The following is a 22,665-nucleotide window of genomic DNA, read 5'->3' on the forward strand; positions in this document are numbered from 1 at the left end:
GGACAAGCTAGGCATACACAGCGTCTTCGCCAATCACGATCGGCAGGCCAACGTTCCGAGCGCAGCAGTTGCACTTTCCCGTGCATAGGAACGCCGCGAACCGTGACGCCAACGCCGCCGGCAACAGCTGCCTGGATGCCCAATACGCTTCGCGTCGTGCAAGCCGCAAATCGATGACCGAAGAGCAGATTGTCTGCATGGAGCCCGAGTTAGATCCCGAGCGCGGCTCGAACCGCTTCCAACCCCGGTGCCCCCTCAACCGTCTTTACGTCTTTCAGCCAGATATCGAGTTGTCCCGGGTTCGCTTTGATCCATTCTTTGGCTGCTGCTCTGCCCTCTTCGCCTTCATCCAATATCTTGCCCATCAACGCGTTCTCGATGTTCAAATCGAAGACGAGATTCGAAAACAACTTGGCCGCATTTGGACATTCGCTCGCCCAACCCGTGCGGGCTAGCGTGTTGACTTCGGCACCACCGAAGTTGGCCCCGAAATAATCGTCGCCGCCTGACAAATATGTCAGCTCAAATTTGGTGTTCATGGGGTGTGGTGCCCAAGCAAGAAACACAACCCACTTCTGCGTGCGTGCGGCGCGCTCTACTTGCGCAAGCATGGCCTGTTCGCCGGATTCCACCAGTTTCCATCCATTCAATCCAAACTTTTCATCTGATATTATCTTCTCAATATTCTGGTTCGCAGGGGCTCCCGGCTCAATGCCGTAAATGCGGTTTTCAAACTTGTCAGCGTTGGTCGCCAAGTCGACAAAGCTCTTTACGCCCTGCGCCGCTACGTAACTTGGCACCGCCAGAGTAAACTTTGCACCAGTCAAGTTGGTAACGATCAGTTCAGCTGATTTGGATTTGTCGAGATCGTCGCGGAACTTTTGCTGGGCTGGCATCCAGTTGCCAAGGAATACGTCCGTTTCCTTGTTCTTCAGCGCCTCATAGCCGATTGGCACTGACATCGTCTTCACGTCAGCCTTGTAGCCCAGACTTTCGAGGAGCACGCTGGCGACCGAATTTGTCGAGGTGATGTCGGTCCAGCCCGGATCGGACAGCTTGACTGTTCTGCAGGCAGTGCTGTCGGCAAACGCATGCCGTCCGCCAAGGAGGGTGATTGCCAAAACGAAAGTTGTCGTTGCCAGCTTTTTCATCGAGGTCTCCTGAGGGTGTCGTGTCGTTCGCTCAGATACCGTAACGCCTGCATGGGGGGACAGCTTCAATGAACCAATTTGCCATCCAAAAGTGGAAAAGCGTTCTCAAAGGCACGGCATAATTTGCCCTTCAAACGATCATCCCCGCCTCAAAACGCTATCTGTCCTGCAGGAAAAATCAGGTCATCGTAACGGAGGTAGGGAATCTGCCGGAGCCCTTCTGGACGTCACCAGCTGCAGACACATCGTTCCAAGATTTATCCATTACCCAGGGATTGCTGGGCACATGCCCGTCGCAAGCTGGTGGAGATCACCCGCAACGGACCTGCGCCGATTGCCGAGGAAGGCGTAAAGTGGATCGGCGAACTTTACCGGATCGAGGCCGAACTACGAGGACTTGATCCGGAAACCCGCCTGGCTGCGCGACAGGAGCGAGCAAAACCCATGATCGCCGACATGGGAACATAGCTCGCCCATCACCGGCCCGCGTTGCCGCCAAATCCCCGCCCGGCGAAGCCCTGAACTACATCGCCAAATACTGGGACGGCCTGTGCCTCTTCCTGACCGACGGCCGCATCGAGATCGACAACAGCAGCGTCGAAAGAACTATCCAGCCGATTGCGCTGAACCGCAAGAACGCACTCTTTGCAGGGCACGACGCCGAGGCCGAAAACTGGGCCACCATCGCCTCGCTCGTGGAGACCTGCAAACTCAACGCGGTCGATCCGCAGGCCTATTTGACCAGCACGCTCACCGCCATCGTCAACGGCCATAAGCAGAGCCGGATCGATAAACTCCTACCGTGGAATCATCCGGTCTTATGTCGCAAGTGCCCAAACCGGTCATGCCGACCGGAATTTAGATCGGTAGACCTGTACTAGGTCATCTACACCCTTTCCAATCAGCGCAACGGGCATGGAGGCGTATCCGAATATGAACCCCGCACGTTGATCTGTTGGGGCCGCAAACAGACGCGAGATTGGGTAGATGCCAACACCTTCTTGCCTCGCGCAGCCGGCGAAACGCTCTTCATAGCTGGCAGTGAGGTGGTTGAACCACACGACGACATGGAGGCCCGCCGACGTTCCAACGATGTCGACCTCTTCGCCTAACGCTTCGGCCATTGCATTCAGGAATACCGCACGCCTTTCGGCGTTCAGTCGCCTCATTTTTCGAACGTGGCTTTCATATGCGCCCGTTTCGATCATTGAAGCGAGAGCCTCTTGGTCGAAGCTCGAGCTGTGTCGATCGGTGATCTGCTTGCATCGGACAAAGGGCTCCGCAAGCGTGCCAGGCAGCACCATGTAGCCAAGGCGGAGCGTTGGCGACAGCGTCTTGGATACGGTGCCGACATAGATGACCCGACCTTGACCGGTCATCCACAGCGGCGGAATCGGACGCACGTCATATCGATACTCCCCGTCGTAGTCGTCCTCGATGATGTAGGTGTTCCCGGCGATCGCCCATTCGATCAGGGCCTTGCGACGTCCGGACGGTAGGACGCCGCCCAGCGGAAACTGATGGCTGGGCGTCACAAATGCCAGGGCTATATCCTTAGGATCGGGAAGCCGAGAGGTGTCCATTCCATCCTTGTCGCACGTGATGGCGACGGGCATTGCTCCTGTAGCAAGCATCACGTTACGTGCCATCGCGTAGCAGGGCTCCTCGAGGACAACCTGGCCTCCCGGATCGACAAGCACCCGCGCACACAGGTCCAACGCCTGCTGGGAACCGCTGACAATGATGATCTGGGCGACATCGCATTCAATGCCACGGGCTCGCCAGAGGTAGCCTTGCAAGGCACGACGAAGTGCCAGGTTACCGGCTGGATGCTCATAGCCAAGCCGTTCTCGGTACGCCAAGACTGCCCCGTTCAGGGCACGCCGCCAAGCCAGCTTGGGAAAGTCCGACGAAGCGACGTCGCCGTACCGGAAGTCGTATTGAAGCGCTGCCTGTTCCGCGCTGATGTTCTTCGGCAATGCCATTGCACGCAAGGCATAGGCGGACACCTGGGGAGTGGTTTCCTGTGCTTGCGATACGGGTCTGGTGTACGGATGTCGTCCTTCGGACGTGACCGTCGGCTTCGCGCCCTGCCGCACCTGAATGTACCCCTCCGACATCAACTGGTCATAGGCGGCCGTCACCGTGGTCCTGGAAACGCCGAGTTCGTCCGCAAGCGCGCGGCTCGAGGGCAATCTCTCACCCGCATCGTAGACGCCAGACGTAATCTGGCCACGCAAAGACAGGTAAATGCGGCGGGTCGCGCCGCTCTTTCGTGAGCTCTTGACTAACTGGACCAATGAAATATTCCAAAAGTGGCAGTGTATCTTGTGCCACTTTGATGTGAATAATGCGCTCACGTCAAGGAGATGCTTATGTACACCCCGCCAGCCTTCGCCGTGGAAGACACGACCGAGCTTTACGAAATGATGCGGCAATGTCGCCTTGCCAATTTCGTGACGGCTACACCCGATGGTCCGATGGCCACCCCCTTACCTATGTTCCTCGATGAGGCGGAGGGAGAAAGGGGCATCCTCTATGCGCATCTGGCGCGGCCGAACCCGCAGTGGCAGGCTCCTGTCATCGGACATGGACTTGCAGTCTTTATGGGACCGGACGCCTATGTGACGCCGTCCTGGTACGCCTCAAAAGCCGAGCATGGGAAGGTAGTCCCAACGTGGAACTACACAGCCGTCCATGCGAGCGGGCCGGTCGAGTTCTTCGAAGAAGCCGAACGACTATTTGAGGTGGTGTCGCGCCTCACGGGCATTCACGAGGTGTCACGCTCGCTACCTTGGGCAGTCACTGACGCTCCCGAAGCCTACATCAAGGCTCAGCTCCGCGGCATTGTCGGTGTTCGCATGCCCGTCGTTTCGCTGCAGGGGAAGCGCAAGATGAGCCAAAATCGCCCTGAGGCCGATCGCAAAGGGGTGAAACAGGGACTTGGCGATAGCCGCAGCCCTACCGATCAGATCGTTTCTGACATGATCCGGGTCTGAGACGAGCAATTGGGTTTTGAGTGGAATTCTGGAGTTAGCAATAGATGTTTGAATCACCCGTGATCGACGAACGGATCAAGGAAATCGCCCCCGGTTTCAGAGCGATGAGCATTCATGTCGATGCGACAAATGCCGGAGAAGGAAGCCTTCCCACAGGGCTTCTGACAGATGCCTGCGATTACGTCTTGCGGGGCGGCCCAGCATGGGCGGACGCCCATTTGACCAGTTGGGCCGACGCCTATACCCGGTTCGGAGCCAAGCCCAATCGGACACCCTGTTCGTCGCAAGCACTGAGAAAGCGGGTGTTGAAGGACGGAATGATTCCTTCGATCAATCCTGTCGTCGATCTCTATAACGCCGTCAGTCTCAAATATGCCATTCCCGTTGGCGGCGAGAACTACGATGCCTATGCTGGGCGTCCGCTTCTTACCGTGGCCGACGGACGCGAACCATTCGAAACAGTCATGAACGGCGAAGTGGTGATCGAGAAGCCGCTCCCTGGAGAGGTCATCTGGCGAGACGATGCGGGCGTCACATGCCGGCGTTGGAACTGGCGGCAGGGCACGCGCACCCGACTGGAGGCAGCCGATGGTCGAATGTGGTTTGTGTTGGAAAGCCTTGAGACAATGCCAGAAGGCGCGCTTGCAGAAGCGTCGGACATGCTGGTTGAAGGGCTAAATACGCTGATGCCCGATTGTTTGGTGTTCGCTCAGAGAATCGCCGTCTGAGGATGACTTGTCCGCTGATGGCGCAAAGTTGCCATAGCGCTCCATGGCCGGTCACATTTGATACCGAATCCCGGAATTATCTCGCCGAGGTGTGAGTGGCACACCGCTTACGGTAAATCCGCCTGTGCAGGCAGCATTTGACGGAAGGCCGCTAGCGAAGAAAAAAGGATTGTTATCATGGCTGTTTGGAAAATAACCTTTTAACCGCCTACAGCTGCGGTCCACTCAGTCGGCAGCCTATATCGTAGGCAAACCGGTTTCAGAATTATTGGGTGTGGCCAGCTGATGGAGCAATGATTGTTTTGGAATATACTCTCCGCCCATCAGCTGCCTTCGGCGAAAGCTGGTACCCGACCTTCTCTAAAAACTGGTGTGCAGAAGTCCAATACTCTTCTGTGCCCGCCACAAGCGTCGATGCTCTGCCTTCGCAAATGGAAAGCGCGGCTTCAAGCAGTGCGCTGCCAACACCAATTCTACGCGAACTTGGTTCAACGCAAAGATGGGCCAGTTCCGCTTTCTGGTTTCTCGACCCCCGTACAAAGACCCATCCTACGATGTCCCCGTCCCTCAATGCGACCCGAATCTGGTGCTTATCGGCACCGACTGAAGACCGCCAAGACGCGAAATCTGCAATCATTGGGCTTTCTTGATTCGGAAAGGCAGGTACTCGCGGGCGTGAATGATGGAGTGCCGGTGGATTACCCACCCGAGCTCACCATTCCTCGGCTCCCTTACAATTGTCTTGCCATCGCCGCTGTATCCGACAGTACCAAGAACTGATCGAATCTCGTCCATGGATTCGAGCAGGCGTCGCTTCCCGGATGCAGACAGATTGCCAATTACAGCGTCCAGTGCGGCATTCAAGTTCTTCAAGAACGGCGTGTCCTTGATCAGACAAGTTGATTAGCTGCCGTTTCGCGTTCCAGTCGTCCGCAGCTTTTTCCACAAGGCCGAGCGAGAGCATTCTCGAAAGAATCCGGCTGATCTGGGCCCTATCCATCGCCAAGCTTGATCCCAGCAGCGTTGCTGTTGTGGTTCCAGCCGCCGCGATTTCGGACGCGATCCTGTGCATTGCAATCGTGTAACCGCTTTTTGAGTACGTTCGGTCAGCAATCCGAATTTGGCTGTATAGAAGCCGTTGAAGCGCCGTATCTCTTTTGTTGATTGCATCAACAATATTCCTCTGGATGGACCGGAACTATGATTTATGATGATGCTATCAACATATCGTAAACGTCGGCGGGCCACCTGACCGCATCCCTTCATTAGTCGACCATGATTTGGCGCGCTTTGTTCGCAGGATGGTAGCTCAACCGGTTCCCTGTAGATTAGCGAGAACCCGTGAGATCAGAGCCAGCGGATCTGGGTGCCGTCGCCCTCACTTGTGCTCCATGGCGATCAAGCGCCCACGTAGGAAAACAACACCGATCAAGGTAATCATCGCAAATGCTGCCCCCGTCAGGAACGTGCTCTGCGCGCCCAGCAGTTCCCATACGCCACCCGCGATGATGCTGGCGGCAAGAAGCGCCAGTCCGGTGAATAGATTGAACATGCCAAAAGCGGTTCCGCGGAGTTCCTCGGGTGCGGTGTCAGCAATCAGTGTGGCAAGTAACCCTTGTGCACACCCCATATGCAGCCCCCACAGAGCCACACCCACGCCGACCCAAAGGATGTCCGTCGCAAATGCCAGAACCACATCGGCAACCAGCAGTAGCACCAGACCGACGGCGAGGAGTGGAATCCGGTCGATACGATCCGACAGGATGCCCATCGGAAACGCCGACACCGAATAGGCAATGTTCATGATCACCAGAACGACAGGAACCAGCATCAGGGGCAGACCGATCGACTGTGCCCGAAGCACCAGAAATGCCTCACTGAATCTTGCCAAGGTGAACACGACTGCGATGGCGACGACCCACCAATAGGCTGTGCCCAGCCGCCTCAGTTTACTGCGATGCAATGGCATGGCAACGCGGCGCAGACTTCTTGGGCGCTCCGGTTCGCGGACAGCCACGACAAGTACCCCGACCGACAAAAATGCCGGAATGACGGCAATCCAGAAAACCGCTGGGAATTGGTCCGCCGTCATCCACATCAGGCCGATGGCTAAAACCGGTCCGAGGAAAGCCCCAACCGTATCGAGCGACTGCCTGAGGCCAAAACTGGCTCCGCGCAAATGAACAGGGCTGATGTCGGCAACAAGCGCGTCTCTGGGCGCTCCCCGAATGCCTTTGCCGATACGGTCAATGAACCGGGCCGCAATCAGCCATTCAACCGAGGCAGCGAGCGGGAAGATCGGCTTGGTTAATGCCGCCAAACCATAGCCGATTACGGCCAGGAGCTTGCGCTTGCCAAGCCAATCGCTCAGCGCACCCGAAAAGACCTTGGTGACCGAGGCGGTCGCTTCGGCAATGCCTTCGATAATGCCGACGGTCAGCGCCGACGTGCCGAGCACCGTCACCATATAGACAGGCAACAGCGCATGAATCATCTCCGAAGAGATGTCCATCAGCAGGGAAACGAATCCGAGCGCCCACACACCTGCCGGAAGATTGCGCCATGTCGCCTGCGGCGTTGCAATGTTGACTGTCATCGGATGCTGCCGATCTTCCAGTTTCATTTGTTTTCATCGTGGGCATCGAAGACGCGCTGTGCATAGCTTTCCAGCAACGCCTCGCAGCCCCGAAGCCTTTCGGCAGCCTCGTCAGCCAATGTGGCTCCGTAAAAATCAAGCTTTCGGATCTTTTCCAGCCAGCCCTGGAGCTTCTTCAGGTCCGTATCTTCTTCCTCGAGCTCCGCGTAGGTGAATTTGTTGATCGCGATCTCCTTGGCGATCTCGGCTTCAAAATCGGCGCATCGGCCAAGAAATTCACGATACTGCTCGTCCCGGTCGTCCTTGAAGCGGGCTACGACCTTGTCTTCCTGACTGCGATCCAATGCGACAGTCTCCAAAATCACTGCCTCACCGCGCATCTCGGCAATATCGTTCCCGAGCATCTTGAGCCGTCGAACATGGTCGTCGGCCTTGGGCAGCAGGCAAACACCGTTCTGCAGATATATCGCCCCCATACCCTTTAGCCGACGCCATAGCGCGACCCGTTTGGAGGCCGGATCCGGCGGGACCTTATAGGTGAGCAGCAGCCAAGTGATTTTTACCATGGCTACTTCATAATGTAACGGTCGTAACAAATCAATTGGACGGAATGATGCAAATCAATTGCACACCGCGGACGACAACCAATGCTTTGGAAGAACTAACAGCTACCCCGTCCAGCTTAGTTGGGGCAAATAATTCCCTTATGGGATCGTTCTTGAGAAATGGGTGCCCGGCATTGCCCTGAAGAACGTGATGTACTGACAGACTTGAATCGATGCGACTGCCTCACTGAGTGCAGCCCCGGGAGCTTCGTGCAATGGCGATCTTTTCTGACATCGAGGTTCACGACGAATTTCGAGAAATGCTTCAGCGGCTAGGAACCATCGAAGGCAATAATGCAGTCGGCCGACATGAACTGGATGTGCTGCGGAATGTGCTCGCCTTCTCCATGGCGCGACTTCGCAAACCGCGTGCGGATGAATCCACGAACGATAATCGAGCCAATCCAGGGAGCGGAGCGTGCAATGCTGCTTCTCTGAAATGTGAACAATAAGGCGTGCATCCCATTGGGGTGGAGACAACCAATCAAAGTTTGGAGACATTGTTGCAGGGAGAGACGCCGTGACGGAAGAACTCATAGCAAGTCTAAAATCGGAAGCTGAATCTGTCCGCGAACAAATCCTGGTTGTCAGAGAAAGTCACGGTGACGAGCCGATAGACCATCTCAACGCGTCTCTCGAAGCGCTCGAGCAAAGACTCGCGGATGTGGAAAACCGCCTCCAGCTGATCACCTATAGAGCCCTTTGAGCACCGCGCTGTCGGTGGAGCTTTCCGGCGTTATTCCTCACGCGGCGTCGCGGCGGCCTTGATAGGATAGTCTACGAGAATTCCTGCTTCCTTTGCAGCCTCTATAAAGGCGGATCGTGCAGCGGCGGTGCTTGTTTTTGCCTCCAATGCATCAAAGCAATGCTGACGGGCAAGCTTCAACTTCGGACCATCATAGGTTGGCCACTTCATCAGGAGAAATTCCGCCGCTTCCGTGACTGAGCAGACATTCTTTGGTCTGCCCAGTCGGGCCGCTTCGATTGTCACAGGAGGAAATGGATAGGTCATCATGGAAATCGTCCTTCTGTCGGTAAAATCCCGTGGGAGCCTGCAAAGGCCGACGGTGCGCGCGGCGCTCACTCCGCAGCGCTTGTGATGGCATCTCGAGGATTGAGAAATGGCCGGACTTCACGCACAGCCTGCGCGATTCTGGAACCAATATGTTCGGTCACAATCTCATAGTCCTGGAAATCGCGATCGATGGCGAAGATGCCGGTGGGCAGGGTATGAGCCATGAAAAAGCCGAACAGCGGACGCAATTGATGCTCGATGATCAGGGCGTGGCGATCACTTCCTCCTGTCGCCGTCAACAATACAGGCTTACCTTGCAGAGCAAACGGGTCGAGCAGGTCAATGACGTGCTTGAACAATCCCGTGTAGCTGCCCTTGTACGTCGGGGTTCCGACAACCAGGACGTCAGCTGCCAATATTCTTGCAATAATTCGCTCACCGGCATCATCGAGATTTCCCGCATGGCGGGCAGATCCAAGCGTATCGCCAAAATCGATCAGATCATATACCTCTGACGCCAGTCCGTACTGCTTGCCGATACGGCCGACCACGTCGGCGACGAGTGATCTGCTCTTCGATGGGCGCTGGAAATTCCCAGAAATGCCGACAACCGCCGGATTGGGCATGAGACTGTATCCTTTTGTTTATGACGCCGCAGCTGCGGCAATGCTCGAACAATATCAAGTCTTTGAAGGGAGCGAAGGAAACAGGCGTCCAACTATGCCGGATTACGGGCAATTAATTCGCGGACTTTAGCATGCTCAAGGTAAGAAAGCCTCCGTGCCTGATCTCCGCCCTCGCCTGGAAAACTCATCCCAAGTCAAGGCCGGCGAGCCGCTCCTCCGAAATCAAGGACTATCTTCAAAAGCGCCCAAGCTGTGGGCGATGAGATTGGTGGCCAGGACGAGCGAGACGATTGCGCCTGAGTTGAACAGCACGACCCACCACATCCCGCCCGTCAGAAAGCCGTATCCCTCGGCAATCGCCAGCCCCCAGTCGGCCGATGGCGGCTGTATCCCCAAGCCGAGAAAACTCAACGTCGCAACCGCAAAAAATGCGTATCCCAAGCGCGTGACGAGTTCGACCATGATCGTTTCCCGTACGTTGGGCAGAATTTCCAGGAACATGATGCTCAACGCGTTCTCGCCGCTCAACCGGGCTGCGCTGATGTAATCCTGCTCACGCTGCTCACGCACTGCACTGCGTACTGTTCTCGCAACCAGGGGCGTGTACGCCAGCCCAATCACCGTAATCACAGTGATGTTCGATGGTCCGATTGCGACGAGGGTCATCATCACCACCACAACGAACGGCAATGCCATGAAGGCATCGAGGATCCGCCCTCCGACAATATCGGTCAATCCGCCGACATAGCCGAGAATGAGTCCCACTAAACTGCCCGACACAACGCCGAGCAATGTGGCAAGCGGGGCTATAAGCAGAATATCGCGCGAGCCCACGATAATCCTGGAGAGCACATCCCGACCAAGCTGGTCCGTCCCGAACCAATGTAGACCGTCCGGCGGAGTGAGTGTCGACAGCAGATCGTCGGCGTAGGGATCGAATGGTACGAAAGCATTGCCGAACAGCGCACAAGCGAGCCAAAAGAGCAGGACTGACGCGCCGATGACGACTGGAGGCTTTGCGAATCGTTCGACAACGCGGCGGATCGAAGTGGCTCGATCGACCGGGGCTTGTCTCGCGGCAAGGCTCATATCACCGGTCATTGGAAACCCCGGCGTCTTTGTCTTGGATCGAGCGCCACCTGCAGCAAGTCGCCTATGGCGGCGGTGACCACGAATATCGCCGCCATGACAATAACGCCCGCCTCAAGCATGGGAAAATCCCGCGCCTTGGCGGCGTTCAAGACCAGGCTGCCCAACCCTTGTACACCGAAAAGCGCTTCGATAACGACGAGACCACCTAGAAGGAAACCGGTCTGAGTCGCCAAAACCGCAACCGTCGTCGCAAGCGCGTTTCTCAAGATGTGTCGAAAAATGACCTTATGGTTGTCCAGCCCCTTGAGAATTGCGGAGCGCGTGTAATCGGCTTGCTTTGCCTGAACAACGCCGGTTCTCGTCATTCGGGCCACATAACCTGTCAGGTTCAACACAAGAGGTAGTGCAGGTAAGACAAGATAGTAGCCTGTCGTCCAGAATCCCGCACCGTCAGGAGCCGCGCCGGTGATTGGAAACCAACTCAACCACAGCCCGAACACCATGAGCAGGATCAACCCGGATACGAAGTCCGGGATGATTGCCAGACATGCACCGGCCAGCACAATGAACCGGTCTGCGAAGCTGTTGGGTTTCAATCCGGCAACAATGCCTGAACCGACGCCCAAGGGAACGAGAAACACCAACACGACGGCGGCAAGGGCCGCGGAGTTTTTAAGGCTCTCAAGTACCAAGGGCGCTACGGGCGCGCGCATCGCAAAAGAGGTTCCGAAATCACCGACGAGGGCATGACTGAGCCAATCCCAGTATTGAACAAGAATAGGCCTGTCTGTTCCGAGCCGCCGGTTCAATTCGGCTACCGCATCTGTATCGGCGAACGGACCAAGCATCGCCCTGCCGACGTCCCCTGGGAGCACTTGGCCTGCAAGAAAAATGGCAACGCTGACCAGCCACAGGGTCAGTATCAGCGTGCCTGCACGTGTGCAGAGATATCGTATCGGCTTCACTGCCTGCGGCCGTTCGATCAGGCGAATGAGACACGATCAAGAAGGAGGTGGGATATCGCGGTGAACCGGACTCCGTCGACCTTCGAGCTCGTGATGCGACTGTACTGCGAGAAATAACTGATGATCAGTGGCGTCTCATCGAGGAGCAGATTTTGAATCTTGCCTGCCGCGATGCGCTGCGCCTGCAGGTCCCGCGCCTTGCTGTAATCCAGCAGCAGCGCGTCATAGGTGGGGTTGTTGAAATGGGCGGCATTCCATGTTCCTGAACTCTTCAGCGTTGCATTGAGGAATATATCGGGCGTGCCGCGATGCCCGAAATCGGTAATGCCCAGAACCGAGTCAAGCCATGGCGAGTTGCCGAAGGTTGCCGAGCCGTAGTAGGCATCCTGCGGCAGCACGTTCAGTTTGATATCAATACCCGCCTTCTTGGCAAAGTTCTGAATGAGAACGGCATAGTCCGGAATGTCGTAGGCGCGCTCAGTCGTGAGGGTCACCTCAAAGCCGTTCGCCACACCCGCCTCGCCAAGCAGTCGTTTGGCTTCTCCAATGTCCTGCTTACGCTGCGGTACTGATGGATCGGTCGACGAAAACACCGGTGCAAAGGGGCTGTCGTTGCCGACGATCGCACGCCCCTTGAGCAGCCCCTTTACGATTGCCTCCCGGTCGATGGTAAGTGCCAGCGCGCGGCGCACCCGTTTGTCTTCGAATACCGGCTGATCAGTTCGCAGATGCACTTCATCATGGGTGCTCGCCTGAACGCTGATGATTTTGTAGGCCGGATTGCTGCCGACCGCCAAAGCTGACCGCGGTGTATAGGGGATGACGTCGAGCTGTCCTGCCTGCAGCGCAAGAACCTGGGCCTGGGGATCGTTGTAGAACTTGATCTCCACCCGGTCCGGCAGGGCCTTCTCTCCCCAATAATCCGCATTGCGCACGAAGCTTGCCCCCTGCTTCGGGAGGAAGGCGTCAAGCTTGAACGGACCGGTGCCGATGAATGTCTTTTCGAAGTCACCCTTGTAGTCTGCGGGCAATATAACGGCATTTACCACATCCGACGACACATAGAACGGGAAATTGCTATTGGGAGAGTCGAGGTCGAAAGCGACGGTCTGTTCGTCAACGTAGCGTGTGCCCCCCTTGGAGAGTAAGCCCTTGTAGGCCGACAATGCGGACGAGCCGCTGGCTGGATCGACAAGTCTTTCGAACGTCGCCACAACATCCTTTGCTGTGACAAACCGGCCATCGTGGAATTTGACGCCCTGCCGCAGTTTGAACGTCCAGGTCTTGGCCGTTTCGTCGGCTTCCCAAGACAAGGCGAGTTTGGGTAACAGTCCGTCCTTCGGATCGTCCAGCAACAGATACTCGCCGACCTGGCTGATGAGTGCGATGCTTGCGGGATCAGTCACGAGAATTGGATCGATCGCAGCCGTTGGCTGGTCGAGCGCGACACGGACCGTACCGCCCTGTTGCCCGCCGGCTGCTCGCGCAGAACCGGAAATGCCCAATCCTTGCGAAGTGGCGAATCCGGTCAGGCCGATCAGAGCGGCATATTTCAGAAGATCGCGGCGTTTGAGGAAACCTTTTTCGTATTCATCCACGGCGACATTCCAGATGTCGCCTGAGAGGTCGCGCAAGGTACTGATATCAGAACGCTCGGTCATGTTGGTCTCGCTTCAATTTGGTGATGAGGTTGCGGGCCACGAAACAGGTGTGCCATCGAGATGGATGCGATCCACGGCCTGCGGATAGAAAGCGATCAGGCCCTTGATCTTCGGAATTTCGGGAATGGGATCCTTATAACTCCACGCGACATTTTCACGGACAGAGCCATCCCTCAGCGGCGCGGACCAATATGACGCCACGCCTTTGTAGGGGCATCGCGTCGTCAATTCCGACGGAACCAACCTGTCAAGGCGCACATCCGACGCAGGCAGATAAAATCGGGTCGGCAGATGTGTTTCGAACAAGAGCACAGGACGGCGGCTGTCGGCGATCAGTTCACTTTCCAGCCATACCTGGACGTGGCTTGAGCTGTGCAGTGCGTCGATGCGCGCATACGGGTCGCGCGGATGAACGAAAACCTCCTCGTCTTCTTCGAACCAGTGGTCAACGCTTTTCCAGTCGAACGCCACCCGGCCCACGAGCGGCGCGAATGTTTCGTTGGGCGGCGTCACAAAGGACCATGCTGCGCCCTCGGAAAACCTCTCTCCCGTATCGAGGTCCCAGGATCTTGTCTCGCCGCCAGCAACATGCTGCTTTTTGTAACCGGAAGCTTTGAGCAACGACTGCTTCACCGCGTCGGCGGGAAAGAAATATGTCGGCAGGAACTGGTTCGACCTCAGCACAAGAACATCGCGGCTGTCGGCGATCGTTTTCCCGGCAAATTCAACGCGAATGCGCTTGGGGCTGTGCAGAACGTTGACAAGCTGCGGTGTGAGCGGTTCCCGCGGCTGAAGCTTGGGCGAAGGGTCGGTGGTCATGGTCGAACGATGCTCCGTCAGGATTTCACGAGACTGCGCGGGCGCGATCGCGCGCTTCGGCAAAGCGGTTTGCCGGACGCGTCAAGCCAAGGCGGTCACGCAACGTTCCGGGCTCGTACTCGGTGCGGAATAAGCCTCTCCTCTGCAATTCGGGCACCACCTTCTCGGCGAAATTGTTCCAATCCTCGGGAAGCAGCGGGAACATCAGGTTGAATCCATCGGCGGCACCCGAAACGAACCAGTCCTCAAGCTGGTCGGCGATTTGCTCCGGTGGGCCGACGGCGGTCGGCACCGAGCCGCTGTTTGCGAGCTTTCGGGCGATTTCGCGCAAGGTGAGGTTCTGTTTCGACCATTCCTTGACACGATTGAGTGACGTGCGCCCGCCATTGAAGGTGCTCTCGTCGGGCAGCGGCGGCAGCGGTCCGTCCGGCGGGTATGAGGAAAGATCGACACCGCTCCAGCTCGAAAGAAGATCAATGCCGACCTGGTCTGGCAGCAGCGTCTGCAGGTACTCCTGCTTCTCCCTTCCTTCGGCCTCGGATGCGGCGACAATGGGAAGGACACCCGGCAGGATCCTGAAGCTCTCTGGACGCCTGCCGTGGCGGGCAAGTCTTTGGTTGATATCCTTGCGGTATTGGACGCCCTCTTCCTTGGTGCGGAATATGGCGAAGTGCACGTCCGCATGTTCAGTGGCGAAATCCTTTCCGGATTCAGACGACCCGGCCTGAACGATCAGCGGGTGCCCCTGCGGCGGGCGCGGCACGTTCAAAGGCCCGCGAACTTTCAGATGCGGCCCCCTGTGATTGATCGGGTGAACTTTGTCGGGATCGGCGAAATATCCGGATTCTTTGTCGACAAGCAGGGCGTCATCTTCCCAGCTGTCCCATAGCGCTTTTACAGTGTCGAGAAATTCAGCCCCGCGCTCGTAGCGGTGCGCATGCTCGATGTTTCCATCCCGGCCGAAATTCTGCGCCTCTTCGTCCATGGCGGACGTAACAACATTCCACGACGCCCTGCCCTTGCTGATGTGGTCGAGTGAGGCAAACATCCGCGCGACGTTGTAGGGCTCGCTGTAGGAACTGGACGCCGTCGCAATGAGACCGATATGACGGGTCACGCCGGCAAGAGCCGACAGAAGTGTGAGAGGCTCGAGACGGGCATTGGCATAGTGAGCAACGCCGCTCCTTACCGAATCCCAGATCGCGACATGATCGGCAAGAAACAGGGTGTCTATCTTCGCCCGTTCTGCCACCAGTGCGAGTTCGCGGTAGTAGTCGAAATCAAAAACCTCACGTCCGGGTGCCCGAGGATGCCGCCATGACATTCTGTGGTCACCCTGCGGATTGAAGAAAAAAGCGCTGAGGATCATGTGGTTGAGGGCCATGGCAATTCCTTCCCTGTTGTTCGGGATAAGAACGCCCTGCGAAAACGCAGAAAGAGGTCAAATAATCTCCCGATACGAAAAAGATAGAACGCCGCAAACCTTAACACGAGTAATATTGTCGAGTTAATTTGGCACAAGGTTAGAAGCGATTACCCCTTGAAGGCATAGGGAGAAGAATGTGGTTCCGAACAGCCATGAGCGCCCGCCGGTGCTGCAGATTGACCGGCTCTTCGTGACCTACGGCAGCGGTCAGAAGAGTCTCAGGGCCGTAAACGATGTTTCACTGAGCATCGGAGCGGGTGAGGCCTTCGGACTGGTGGGCGAGTCGGGCTCCGGCAAGAGTACGGTCGCGCTTGCCGCCTTGCGGTACCTGCCGAGCAACGCCCGGTTTCAGTCTGCAGCGCTGAACTTCCAGGGACTCGACCTTTACGGCCTCTCGGCTCCCCAACTGCGCCGACTACGCGGGAACAGTATTGCCGCGGTCTATCAGCATCCGGGGTCGGCGCTCAATCCCAGCATGACCATAGGCGCACAGATCGTCGAAACGATCGTGCAGCATGCCAAGGTCGGCCGCGACGCTGCTCATGAGCGCGCGCTATCGCTCCTTGAACGTGTCGGAATTATCAACCCAGGGCGGGTCGCACGGCTATATCCCCACGAACTGTCCGGCGGCATGCAGCAGCGCGCAAGCATTGCGATTGCCATATCGCTCGATCCCGCGCTCTTGATCATGGATGAGCCCACCACCGCCCTCGACGCCAGCATTCAGTCCGAAATCATCGCGATCCTCCGCGAACTGAGGTCGAGCAAGGACACAAGCATCCTGGTCATCAGCCACGACATCAATCTCATCCGGCAATCCTGTGATCGCGTGGCCGTGATGCAGGCGGGTGCCGTCGTTGAGACCGGCAACACCAGCGAGGTCTTCACAAGACCGCGGCACCTCTACACAAAAACCCTGCTAGCCAGCATCCCAAGGTCGAACCGCGGAAGACAATTGCCCGGCGAGCTTGCGCAGATGGGCGGAAACATCAGCGCTACGACAGAGGCGGTCGCCGTAAAGTGCCATGGCATCAGCCAGAATTTCGGCAGCCACCCCGTCCTCCACGACATCGACCTCGAAATAGGTCAAGGCGAAACATTCGGCCTCATTGGCGAGTCCGGATCCGGAAAATCCACGTTAGCCAGGATAATCATGGGGTTGCAGCCTCCCTCTTCCGGATCGGTCCAGCTTTTTGGCACTCGTGTTGCCGACCGGGTCGAGCGGCGCAGGTTCGCCGAACGGCGTGACGCCCAAATGGTGTTCCAGTCGCCCGACCGCACGCTCAATCCTCGCCACAAGCTCAAACGGATTCTGGGCCGCCCGTTGAGGCGTCTCGCTGGCGCACGCCGCGCAGACTTGCAGGCGCAAGTCGGTCGCCTGCTGAACGCGGTCCGCCTCTCGTCCCTTGGTACAGACCAGAAACCACGGTCGCTGTCGGGCGGACAGCGCCAGCGGATCGCTATTGCCCGCGCATTTGCCGGGTCGCCAAGACTGGTCGTGCTCGATGAGCCGACCTCAGCCCTCGACGTTTCTGTTCAGGCAACGGTGCTCAACCTTCTCAACGAATTGCAGCGTGAGCGAAAAACCGCGTACCTCTTCATCAGTCACGACTTGCGGGTCATCCGCTACATGGCCGATCGGATCGGCGTTCTCTACCGCGGCCACCTTGTCGAAGTCGGTGCCGCTGACGCCATTTTTCACGGACCAAACCATCCCTACACGAAGAAGCTTCTTGCAGCGTCAGCCGAAAGCCCAGCACCGGCTCCCTCAGCGCTGAGGATGGCTGCTGCTAAGGGGCGTGAAGGAAGGGGCTGTATCTACGTGGCTCAGTGCCCCTGCAGTCTCCTTGTATGCGGCACGTCGCTTCCTCCCGTAAGGACGGTGGATCAGAGCCACAGTATCGCCTGCTGGAGGGACCCGACTGAATTGTGAATCCACGTGACCTACGTAAACGTCGGCACCGGGTTCCTGCCCGCATTGGAGAGAACTCCGAATCCACTGCAAAGAAGTTCTAGACAAGGGTCGAACATTGAAAGCCTATTCCTAGTCAAAAATGTGTTGTTCGCGAATGATAGGCACCGGGCTTGACGGCAGTAACAGGAATGGAACCAGTGCATATGAACGACCTATCCAGATATGACGATCTAGACGGAGACGACGAGGCAGCGTGGTCTTGTCACTCTTGTCCCATCAAATATCTGACCGTATTGGCCATAGGAGTTGCGTTCGCGGTTTTGGTGGCCAAGATACTTTAAGAGAACGGCTCTAAGTAACAGAAATCTTTGCCAGCAAACGACGCATGACGAGGTTGAGCGGGAGACGGCTTGCAGCCGCACGTTGCCGACAACTGCTCCCTGTTGTTATGATGCGGTTGGACGAGCTGAATGGCTTTATTGGAGATTGCCATGACATCCGGAACCAGCAAGACGGACAGCGAGGCTTATGAGTTGGCAAGCAGGACAGCTGATGCACAGCGAGCAAAGCTTCACGAGTGGCAGCGCAATCAAATCAGTGAAGTCGACATGCAAACCGGAGAAACCTGGTTTGTTTGGGGCTTTTATAGCGCAATGACGGATGACATCGAACGCCGGAGACGATTGCTGGTGACCCACTTGAACAAAGAGTTTCCACACGGGCAAGATAATAAACAACGCGTCGACGAAATCGTCAAAACAGCGGACGAAGAAAACCGTTTGTTCGATGCGATAGCGGCCGCGGGCCGTCAAGCGTACCGGGAGGGCGGCGACAGCCATCTGGCAAGCATCGCGACAATCTTTTTGAACGTCATCAGAAACCATTAAGCGTTTGTACTGGAGATCCGAACGCCCTCAAAAATTACCGCGTGGTAGAAGCGGGTCCGTGATAGTACGCGGATCTCCTGCTGGTCATTTTGAAATGGTCGACAACGGATTGGGGCCGAACGAGGCCAACTTGTAATCGTGAAGATTCGACCTGTATGCCGCTACTTCGGTTTGCTGGAAAAGCACCACGAAGGGACTGGTGGCGAGAACCTGCCTCTGAAGTTCCCGATAGGCCTCTGCCCTCTTGGAGCCATTCGATTCCAGCAATGCGGTTTTGGTTTCCTTGGTCAGGTCAGGCACATCCCAGGCATTGCGCCAAGCCAGGGTCTTGTTGGTACCTTCGTCCGAATTGTTTGGGTTGTTGGTGAAAGTATCGGCATTGGAGTTCGGATCCCAGTAATCCGTTCCCCAGGGTCCAATGAAGATGTCGTGTGTGCGGGCGCGGTACTTGGTCAGCGTCTGCTTGCCGTCCCCGGGAATGATGTCCAGTTTGACGCCTCCTTGGGCGAACGTCTGCTGCAAGGATTCGGCTATGCCCGTGACTGGCTGGGTGTTTCGGGCATCGATGGTGACCGAAAAACCGTCTTTCAGCCCTGCCTTCGCGAGGAGCGCCTTGGCCTTCTGGACATCGAGCTTGTAGGGGTTATCATCGAGTTCGCCGAGGATGCCTTTGGGCAGAAAGGTCTGATGGATCTCACCAATGCCCTTGATCAGTTTTTCGCCGATCGCGTCATAATCCACGAGATATTTCAAGGCTTGGCGCACTTCCGGCTTGGCGAGGTTGCGGTTCTTCTGGTTGAGGCTGAAATAGTAGATCGTGCCCTTTGGCGCGCTGGTCGTGGCAATGTTCTTGTTTTTGACGACCTGCTCCAGGTCGTTCGACTCGAGATTGCGCGCAACATCGATATCACCCTTTTCAAGAAGCAGGCGTTGGGCGGCACTTTCCTTGACGTGACGGTAAATGACACGGTTGAGGGGTGCTTTGGTGCCGTAATAATTGTCGTTGCGTTCAAGAACGATGATTTCGTTTGCACGCCAGTCGCGGATCTTCCAAGCTCCGGAGCCAGCATATCCCGTCTTGAGCCAAGCGTTGCCGAAATCGTCATTGACGACATGCTCGGAGGCCAGCTTCTTGTCGACGACCGAAGCAACGGTCGCAGTGAGGCAATTCAGGACGAAGCTTGGCGCATAGGGCTGATCAACCGTGAAGACAAAGGTCGAAGGATCGGTTGCCTTGGCCTTTTCAGTGACATTGTCGGCCTTCAAGCCGAACTGGGCCAGGATGAGCGCCGGGCTCTTGTCGAGCTTGATAGCGCGCTCAAAGGACCAGGCGACATCTTCCGCGGTGATCGGATTGCCGGAGGCGAATTTCAGGCCCGGCTTGAGCTTGAACGTATAGGTCAGACCGTCGTCGGAAACCGTCCAGCTGTCGGCGATATCAGCCACGATCTTCGAAGGATCGTTAATGTCCAGCCGCACAAGCCGGTCATAGGAGTTGCCAGTAATTTCCCCGGAAGAGACTTCGAACGCCTCGGCCGGATCAAGCGTAATGAGTTCATCAAGCGCAAAGGCTTCTACAAGAGTATCAGGGGGCGTCTCCGCCACTGCTGGGGTGTAAGATGCTGACAAGAAAATGGTGGCGGCTGATACGGCTGCTAACAAAGCACTCGCTCGGCGTAGCAATCGTTTTCGTGACTTTGAATCAGAATATGTCATTTGAACTTCCTTGTGCTTTGAACGGAATAGGGCCGAGCAAGCGCCCAACAAACAACGTATCATTCACAAAGAACCTTTCGAGGATTTAAAAGCCTAAGTATCAGTATACTTAGGCAAATATTTCTTTTTATACTTGTGAAACGCAATTATGCATCCTGAATCAGCCTCGGAAGACGTAGGCTTTAAGATTTGACCGCGCGCAGATGTCTTTCGAGCCAGAGGCTGTAGCGGGAAGCCGAATAGCAAAGGCTAAAATAAATCAGGCCCACAAAGATATAGCTTTCGTCATAGAAACCGAGCCAGACCGGATCGTTCGCTGCGTTTTTTGCAGCGTTCAGCAGGTCAAAGATGCCGATGACCGCAACGAGAGTCGAATTGAGCAATATACCGATGGCGAGATTGACCAGAGCTGGAATGACCGCGCGAAGCGCTTGCGGCAATACGATCAGCCGGACAATGTGCCAATAGCCGAATCCTAACGCGGAGGCAGCTTCGGCCTGGCCGTGCGGCACCGACTGCAATCCCGCCCGTATAACTTCCGCCAAATACGCCGCAACGAATAGAGTAAGTCCGATCTGTGCACGTACCAGAGCATCCGGCGAAAATCCTGCAGGCAGCATCATCGGTACCAACAACATAGCGACGTAGAGAATGGCGATCATCGGTACGCCGCGGACCGTCTCGATAAACAGGATGGACAATGTTCGCAGACCGCCCATTTTGGAGCGTCTGGCCAACGCCAGAAGAATTGCGATCGGAAAAGCGCAGGCGAAGCCCACGACTGATATCAGCAATGTCAGCGCCAATCCGCCCCAGCGGCTAGTGGGCACCTTTGGCCCGACAAGTGTTCCTGCCATCAGCATCCACATGAGGATGACTACTCCTATCCATAGATAGACGAGATGTCTGGTCCAGAACTTCGGCGTCCCGGTTATCACCAATAACGAAGCAAGAAGCCCAATTACCAATGTAGGACGCCAATCCAGTTCGGGTGGATATAGGGCAAAAAGGATAAATCGAAGTTTCGCACCGATGAATGCCCAGCAAGCGCCTGTGTTCGAGGCGCAGTCCTTGGCGCTACCCGTCCAAGTGGCGTCAAGGAAGAGCCAACGTAAGAGAGATGGGACAGTCCAGAACAGCAAGGCAACTACGAACACGGTGATCAACGTGTTGAGGGGCGTGCCGAACAGACCATAAAGCCATTTCTGCCAAATTTGCCGCCATTTCATTTTCCTGGCGAGAGGATCAACCGCTGAATTCATCGTGGGAGAAATCCCCGGCTTTCGATGCGCTGGTTATAACGATTCATGATTGCTGACACCGCAAGATTAAGCGTGAGATAGGACACCACGATAATCGCAAGTGCCTCGAGGACCTGACCGCTCTGGTTGGCAGTGGTGTTGAGTACGCTGACAAGATCGGGAAAACCGATGGCGACGGCGAGGCTGGAATTCTTTGTGAGGTCGAGATAACTCGATGTCATCAATGGGATGATGACCCTCAGCGCTTGCGGCAAGATCACCAGCCGCATGATCTTCCCCGGCTGCAACCCGAGCGAACGCGCAGCCTCCCACTGCCCTGCGGGTACCGACTGGATCCCGCTCCGGACAATTTCAGCTATCGTCGCGGACGAATTTACCACCAGTCCGATCAGCAGCGCGGCAAATTCGGGGGTGAGATTAAGACCACCGGTTATGTTGAAACCACGAAGTGCCGGAACGTCGATGTTCGCCTGCGCTCCTCCGAAGAGGAACGCCACGACGAAACCCAGTAACGCAAGAAACACAACACCCCAAGGTCCGATGCGTTCTATTGGCTTCCCTGTCCGGTAGCGTGCAAGAGAAAGGGCCGCCGCAAAAACGATTAAGATCGACAGCACGACAGCCGATATCGAAAGGCCCTCTACTCGCAGACTCGGAACCGAGATACCGCGGTTGCTTAAAAAGATCACGCCAAACGGGTTGAACGCCTGGCGCGGTGCGGGGAACGCATGTGTGACGGCACTCCAGAAAAACAACTGCAGCAAAAGCGGTGTGTTTCGCACGACTTCGACATACCAGCGGACCAGGCCTGCCAGGAGAAAATTGCCGGAAAGCCGCGCTATCCCAAGAGAGACGCCGACTACCGTAGCCAGAACACATCCGGAGAGAGCTATTGCGATAGTATTCAATAGTCCCGCTAGCGCGGCTCGCCCGAAAGTGTCGCTCGGCGCATAGGCGATCAAGCTTTCTCCAATCGCAAAATTGGCGCTTTGATGCAGGAAGCCGAAACCCGGTGTGATACCCAACCGGTGCATGGTCTGGACCGTGTTCGATCCCATCGCCCAGAATATCGCCAGCAGCCCGATAAGGACCGCAAACTGGGTCACCGGATAATGGCCCCACCAACTCATAAACGCGTTGAAAATGCCGGAGCCTTTCGGACCCGGCATTGATTGCTTCAGTGTCGTTGAATCCGCAGACAT

The 22,665-nt window shown here is 56.5% G+C and carries 21 protein-coding genes and 1 pseudogene; 7 read left to right on the forward strand and 15 right to left on the reverse strand.

Annotated elements, in window-relative coordinates:
- Positions 1 to 209: 209 nt before the first annotated feature.
- On the reverse strand, positions 210 to 1,151 hold the full coding sequence (gene choX / locus CU103_RS09105) for a choline ABC transporter substrate-binding protein (protein WP_106663586.1): 942 nt from the start codon (positions 1,149 to 1,151) through the stop codon (positions 210 to 212).
- Positions 1,152 to 1,427: 276 nt separating this feature from the next.
- Here choX and CU103_RS32475 point away from each other — a divergent pair.
- Positions 1,428 to 1,969: pseudogene (locus tag CU103_RS32475) on the forward strand (IS66 family transposase); the annotation flags it as partial.
- Positions 1,970 to 1,993: 24 nt separating this feature from the next.
- On the opposite strand, the gene pdxR reads toward CU103_RS32475, so the two are convergent.
- Positions 1,994 to 3,451, reverse strand: coding sequence for a MocR-like pyridoxine biosynthesis transcription factor PdxR (pdxR, locus tag CU103_RS09115; RefSeq protein WP_106663587.1), 1,458 nt, complete (start codon positions 3,449 to 3,451; stop codon positions 1,994 to 1,996).
- 75 nt (positions 3,452 to 3,526) lie between these two features.
- On the opposite strand from pdxR, the gene CU103_RS09120 reads away from it, so the two are divergent.
- Both CU103_RS09120 and CU103_RS09125 read left to right on the forward strand, forming a co-directional pair.
- Positions 3,527 to 4,150, forward strand: coding sequence for an FMN-binding negative transcriptional regulator (locus CU103_RS09120; protein ID WP_106663588.1), 624 nt, complete (start codon positions 3,527 to 3,529; stop codon positions 4,148 to 4,150).
- A 44-nt stretch (positions 4,151 to 4,194) separates the two neighbouring features.
- On the forward strand, positions 4,195 to 4,878 hold the full coding sequence (locus tag CU103_RS09125; protein ID WP_106663589.1) for a B3/B4 domain-containing protein: 684 nt from the start codon (positions 4,195 to 4,197) through the stop codon (positions 4,876 to 4,878).
- Between the two features lie 265 nt (positions 4,879 to 5,143).
- On the opposite strand, the gene CU103_RS32755 is transcribed toward CU103_RS09125, so the two are convergent.
- The 3 genes from CU103_RS32755 to CU103_RS09150 form a co-directional block, all read right to left on the reverse strand.
- A complete protein-coding gene (locus CU103_RS32755; RefSeq protein WP_425350577.1) occupies positions 5,144 to 5,584 on the reverse strand; it encodes a GNAT family N-acetyltransferase in 441 nt (146 codons plus the stop codon).
- A gap of 672 nt (positions 5,585 to 6,256) precedes the next feature.
- The gene (locus tag CU103_RS09145) at positions 6,257 to 7,501 is read right to left on the reverse strand and encodes an MFS transporter (RefSeq protein ID WP_170117005.1); all 1,245 of its coding nucleotides are present in this window, start codon (positions 7,499 to 7,501) and stop codon (positions 6,257 to 6,259) included.
- On the reverse strand, positions 7,498 to 8,040 hold the full coding sequence (locus CU103_RS09150) for a Chromate resistance protein ChrB (protein ID WP_106663593.1): 543 nt from the start codon (positions 8,038 to 8,040) through the stop codon (positions 7,498 to 7,500). The genes CU103_RS09145 and CU103_RS09150 overlap by 4 nt, the downstream gene beginning before the upstream one ends.
- A 254-nt stretch (positions 8,041 to 8,294) precedes the next feature.
- On the opposite strand from CU103_RS09150, the gene CU103_RS09155 reads away from it, so the two are divergent.
- The gene (locus tag CU103_RS09155) at positions 8,295 to 8,531 is read left to right on the forward strand and encodes a hypothetical protein (protein WP_106663594.1); all 237 of its coding nucleotides are present in this window, start codon (positions 8,295 to 8,297) and stop codon (positions 8,529 to 8,531) included.
- Between the two features lie 68 nt (positions 8,532 to 8,599).
- The gene (locus tag CU103_RS09160; protein WP_106663595.1) at positions 8,600 to 8,785 is read left to right on the forward strand and encodes a hypothetical protein; all 186 of its coding nucleotides are present in this window, start codon (positions 8,600 to 8,602) and stop codon (positions 8,783 to 8,785) included.
- A gap of 30 nt (positions 8,786 to 8,815) precedes the next feature.
- Here the strand turns inward: CU103_RS09160 and CU103_RS09165 are convergent, their stop codons facing one another.
- From CU103_RS09165 to CU103_RS09195, 7 genes are all read right to left on the reverse strand, one after another.
- Positions 8,816 to 9,094: a DUF982 domain-containing protein gene (locus tag CU103_RS09165; protein WP_106663596.1), complete on the reverse strand. Its 279-nt coding sequence runs from the start codon at positions 9,092 to 9,094 to the stop codon at positions 8,816 to 8,818.
- 65 nt (positions 9,095 to 9,159) lie between these two features.
- Positions 9,160 to 9,720, reverse strand: a complete 561-nt coding sequence (gene msuE / locus CU103_RS09170) for an FMN reductase (protein ID WP_106663597.1) — start codon at positions 9,718 to 9,720, stop codon at positions 9,160 to 9,162.
- 222 nt (positions 9,721 to 9,942) lie between these two features.
- Complete coding sequence (locus tag CU103_RS09175) at positions 9,943 to 10,821, reverse strand: ABC transporter permease (protein ID WP_106663598.1); 879 nt, start codon at positions 10,819 to 10,821, stop codon at positions 9,943 to 9,945.
- Positions 10,818 to 11,777, reverse strand: a complete 960-nt coding sequence (locus CU103_RS09180) for an ABC transporter permease (RefSeq protein ID WP_245448683.1) — start codon at positions 11,775 to 11,777, stop codon at positions 10,818 to 10,820. The genes CU103_RS09175 and CU103_RS09180 overlap by 4 nt, the downstream gene beginning before the upstream one ends.
- 17 nt (positions 11,778 to 11,794) lie before the next feature.
- Positions 11,795 to 13,438 (reverse strand): ABC transporter substrate-binding protein, encoded by a 1,644-nt coding sequence (locus CU103_RS09185; protein ID WP_106663599.1) that lies wholly within the window; start codon positions 13,436 to 13,438, stop codon positions 11,795 to 11,797.
- A gap of 12 nt (positions 13,439 to 13,450) precedes the next feature.
- Complete coding sequence (locus tag CU103_RS09190) at positions 13,451 to 14,257, reverse strand: DUF427 domain-containing protein (protein ID WP_106663924.1); 807 nt, start codon at positions 14,255 to 14,257, stop codon at positions 13,451 to 13,453.
- Positions 14,258 to 14,282: 25 nt separating this feature from the next.
- A complete protein-coding gene (locus tag CU103_RS09195; RefSeq protein WP_106663600.1) occupies positions 14,283 to 15,641 on the reverse strand; it encodes an LLM class flavin-dependent oxidoreductase in 1,359 nt (452 codons plus the stop codon).
- A gap of 178 nt (positions 15,642 to 15,819) precedes the next feature.
- Between CU103_RS09195 and CU103_RS09200 the strand changes: the two genes are divergently transcribed.
- Together CU103_RS09200 and CU103_RS09205 are read left to right on the forward strand one after the other, a co-directional pair.
- Positions 15,820 to 17,616 carry a dipeptide ABC transporter ATP-binding protein gene (locus CU103_RS09200; protein ID WP_245448684.1) on the forward strand — a complete coding sequence of 599 codons (1,797 nt, stop codon included), beginning with the start codon at positions 15,820 to 15,822 and terminating at the stop codon, positions 17,614 to 17,616.
- A gap of 452 nt (positions 17,617 to 18,068) precedes the next feature.
- Complete coding sequence (locus CU103_RS09205; protein WP_146147770.1) at positions 18,069 to 18,485, forward strand: hypothetical protein; 417 nt, start codon at positions 18,069 to 18,071, stop codon at positions 18,483 to 18,485.
- An 84-nt stretch (positions 18,486 to 18,569) separates the two neighbouring features.
- On the opposite strand, the gene CU103_RS09210 is transcribed toward CU103_RS09205, so the two are convergent.
- From CU103_RS09210 to CU103_RS09220, 3 genes are all read right to left on the reverse strand, one after another.
- Complete coding sequence (locus tag CU103_RS09210) at positions 18,570 to 20,201, reverse strand: ABC transporter substrate-binding protein (RefSeq protein ID WP_106663602.1); 1,632 nt, start codon at positions 20,199 to 20,201, stop codon at positions 18,570 to 18,572.
- 182 nt (positions 20,202 to 20,383) lie between these two features.
- Positions 20,384 to 21,463, reverse strand: a complete 1,080-nt coding sequence (locus CU103_RS09215; protein WP_106663603.1) for an amino acid ABC transporter permease — start codon at positions 21,461 to 21,463, stop codon at positions 20,384 to 20,386.
- Entirely contained in the window at positions 21,460 to 22,665 is a 1,206-nt protein-coding gene (locus tag CU103_RS09220; RefSeq protein WP_106663604.1) for an amino acid ABC transporter permease, read from the reverse strand. The genes CU103_RS09215 and CU103_RS09220 overlap by 4 nt, the downstream gene beginning before the upstream one ends.

The sequence above is a fragment of the Phyllobacterium sophorae genome, assembly GCF_003010965.1.
In the GTDB taxonomy this organism is placed as follows: domain Bacteria; phylum Pseudomonadota; class Alphaproteobacteria; order Rhizobiales; family Rhizobiaceae; genus Phyllobacterium; species Phyllobacterium sophorae.

Excerpts from the sequence above, each read along its gene's own strand:
- choX (WP_106663586.1), bottom strand. The coding sequence starts at position 1,151 with ATGAAAAAGCTGGCAACGACAACTTTCGTTTTGGCAATCACCCTCCTT.
- CU103_RS09120 (WP_106663588.1), top strand. The coding sequence starts at position 3,527 with ATGTACACCCCGCCAGCCTTCGCCGTGGAAGACACGACCGAGCTTTAC.
- CU103_RS09125 (WP_106663589.1), top strand. The coding sequence starts at position 4,195 with ATGTTTGAATCACCCGTGATCGACGAACGGATCAAGGAAATCGCCCCC.
- CU103_RS09145 (WP_170117005.1), bottom strand. The coding sequence starts at position 7,501 with ATGAAACTGGAAGATCGGCAGCATCCGATGACAGTCAACATTGCAACG.
- CU103_RS09150 (WP_106663593.1), bottom strand. The coding sequence starts at position 8,040 with ATGGTAAAAATCACTTGGCTGCTGCTCACCTATAAGGTCCCGCCGGAT.
- CU103_RS09155 (WP_106663594.1), top strand. The coding sequence starts at position 8,295 with ATGGCGATCTTTTCTGACATCGAGGTTCACGACGAATTTCGAGAAATG.
- CU103_RS09165 (WP_106663596.1), bottom strand. The coding sequence starts at position 9,094 with ATGATGACCTATCCATTTCCTCCTGTGACAATCGAAGCGGCCCGACTG.
- msuE (WP_106663597.1), bottom strand. The coding sequence starts at position 9,720 with ATGCCCAATCCGGCGGTTGTCGGCATTTCTGGGAATTTCCAGCGCCCA.
- CU103_RS09175 (WP_106663598.1), bottom strand. The coding sequence starts at position 10,821 with ATGACCGGTGATATGAGCCTTGCCGCGAGACAAGCCCCGGTCGATCGA.
- CU103_RS09185 (WP_106663599.1), bottom strand. The coding sequence starts at position 13,438 with ATGACCGAGCGTTCTGATATCAGTACCTTGCGCGACCTCTCAGGCGAC.
- CU103_RS09190 (WP_106663924.1), bottom strand. The coding sequence starts at position 14,257 with ATGACCACCGACCCTTCGCCCAAGCTTCAGCCGCGGGAACCGCTCACA.
- CU103_RS09195 (WP_106663600.1), bottom strand. The coding sequence starts at position 15,641 with ATGGCCCTCAACCACATGATCCTCAGCGCTTTTTTCTTCAATCCGCAG.
- CU103_RS09205 (WP_146147770.1), top strand. The coding sequence starts at position 18,069 with ATGGCTTTATTGGAGATTGCCATGACATCCGGAACCAGCAAGACGGAC.
- CU103_RS09210 (WP_106663602.1), bottom strand. The coding sequence starts at position 20,201 with ATGACATATTCTGATTCAAAGTCACGAAAACGATTGCTACGCCGAGCG.
- CU103_RS09215 (WP_106663603.1), bottom strand. The coding sequence starts at position 21,463 with ATGAATTCAGCGGTTGATCCTCTCGCCAGGAAAATGAAATGGCGGCAA.
- CU103_RS09220 (WP_106663604.1), bottom strand. The coding sequence starts at position 22,665 with ATGTCTGCGGATTCAACGACACTGAAGCAATCAATGCCGGGTCCGAAA.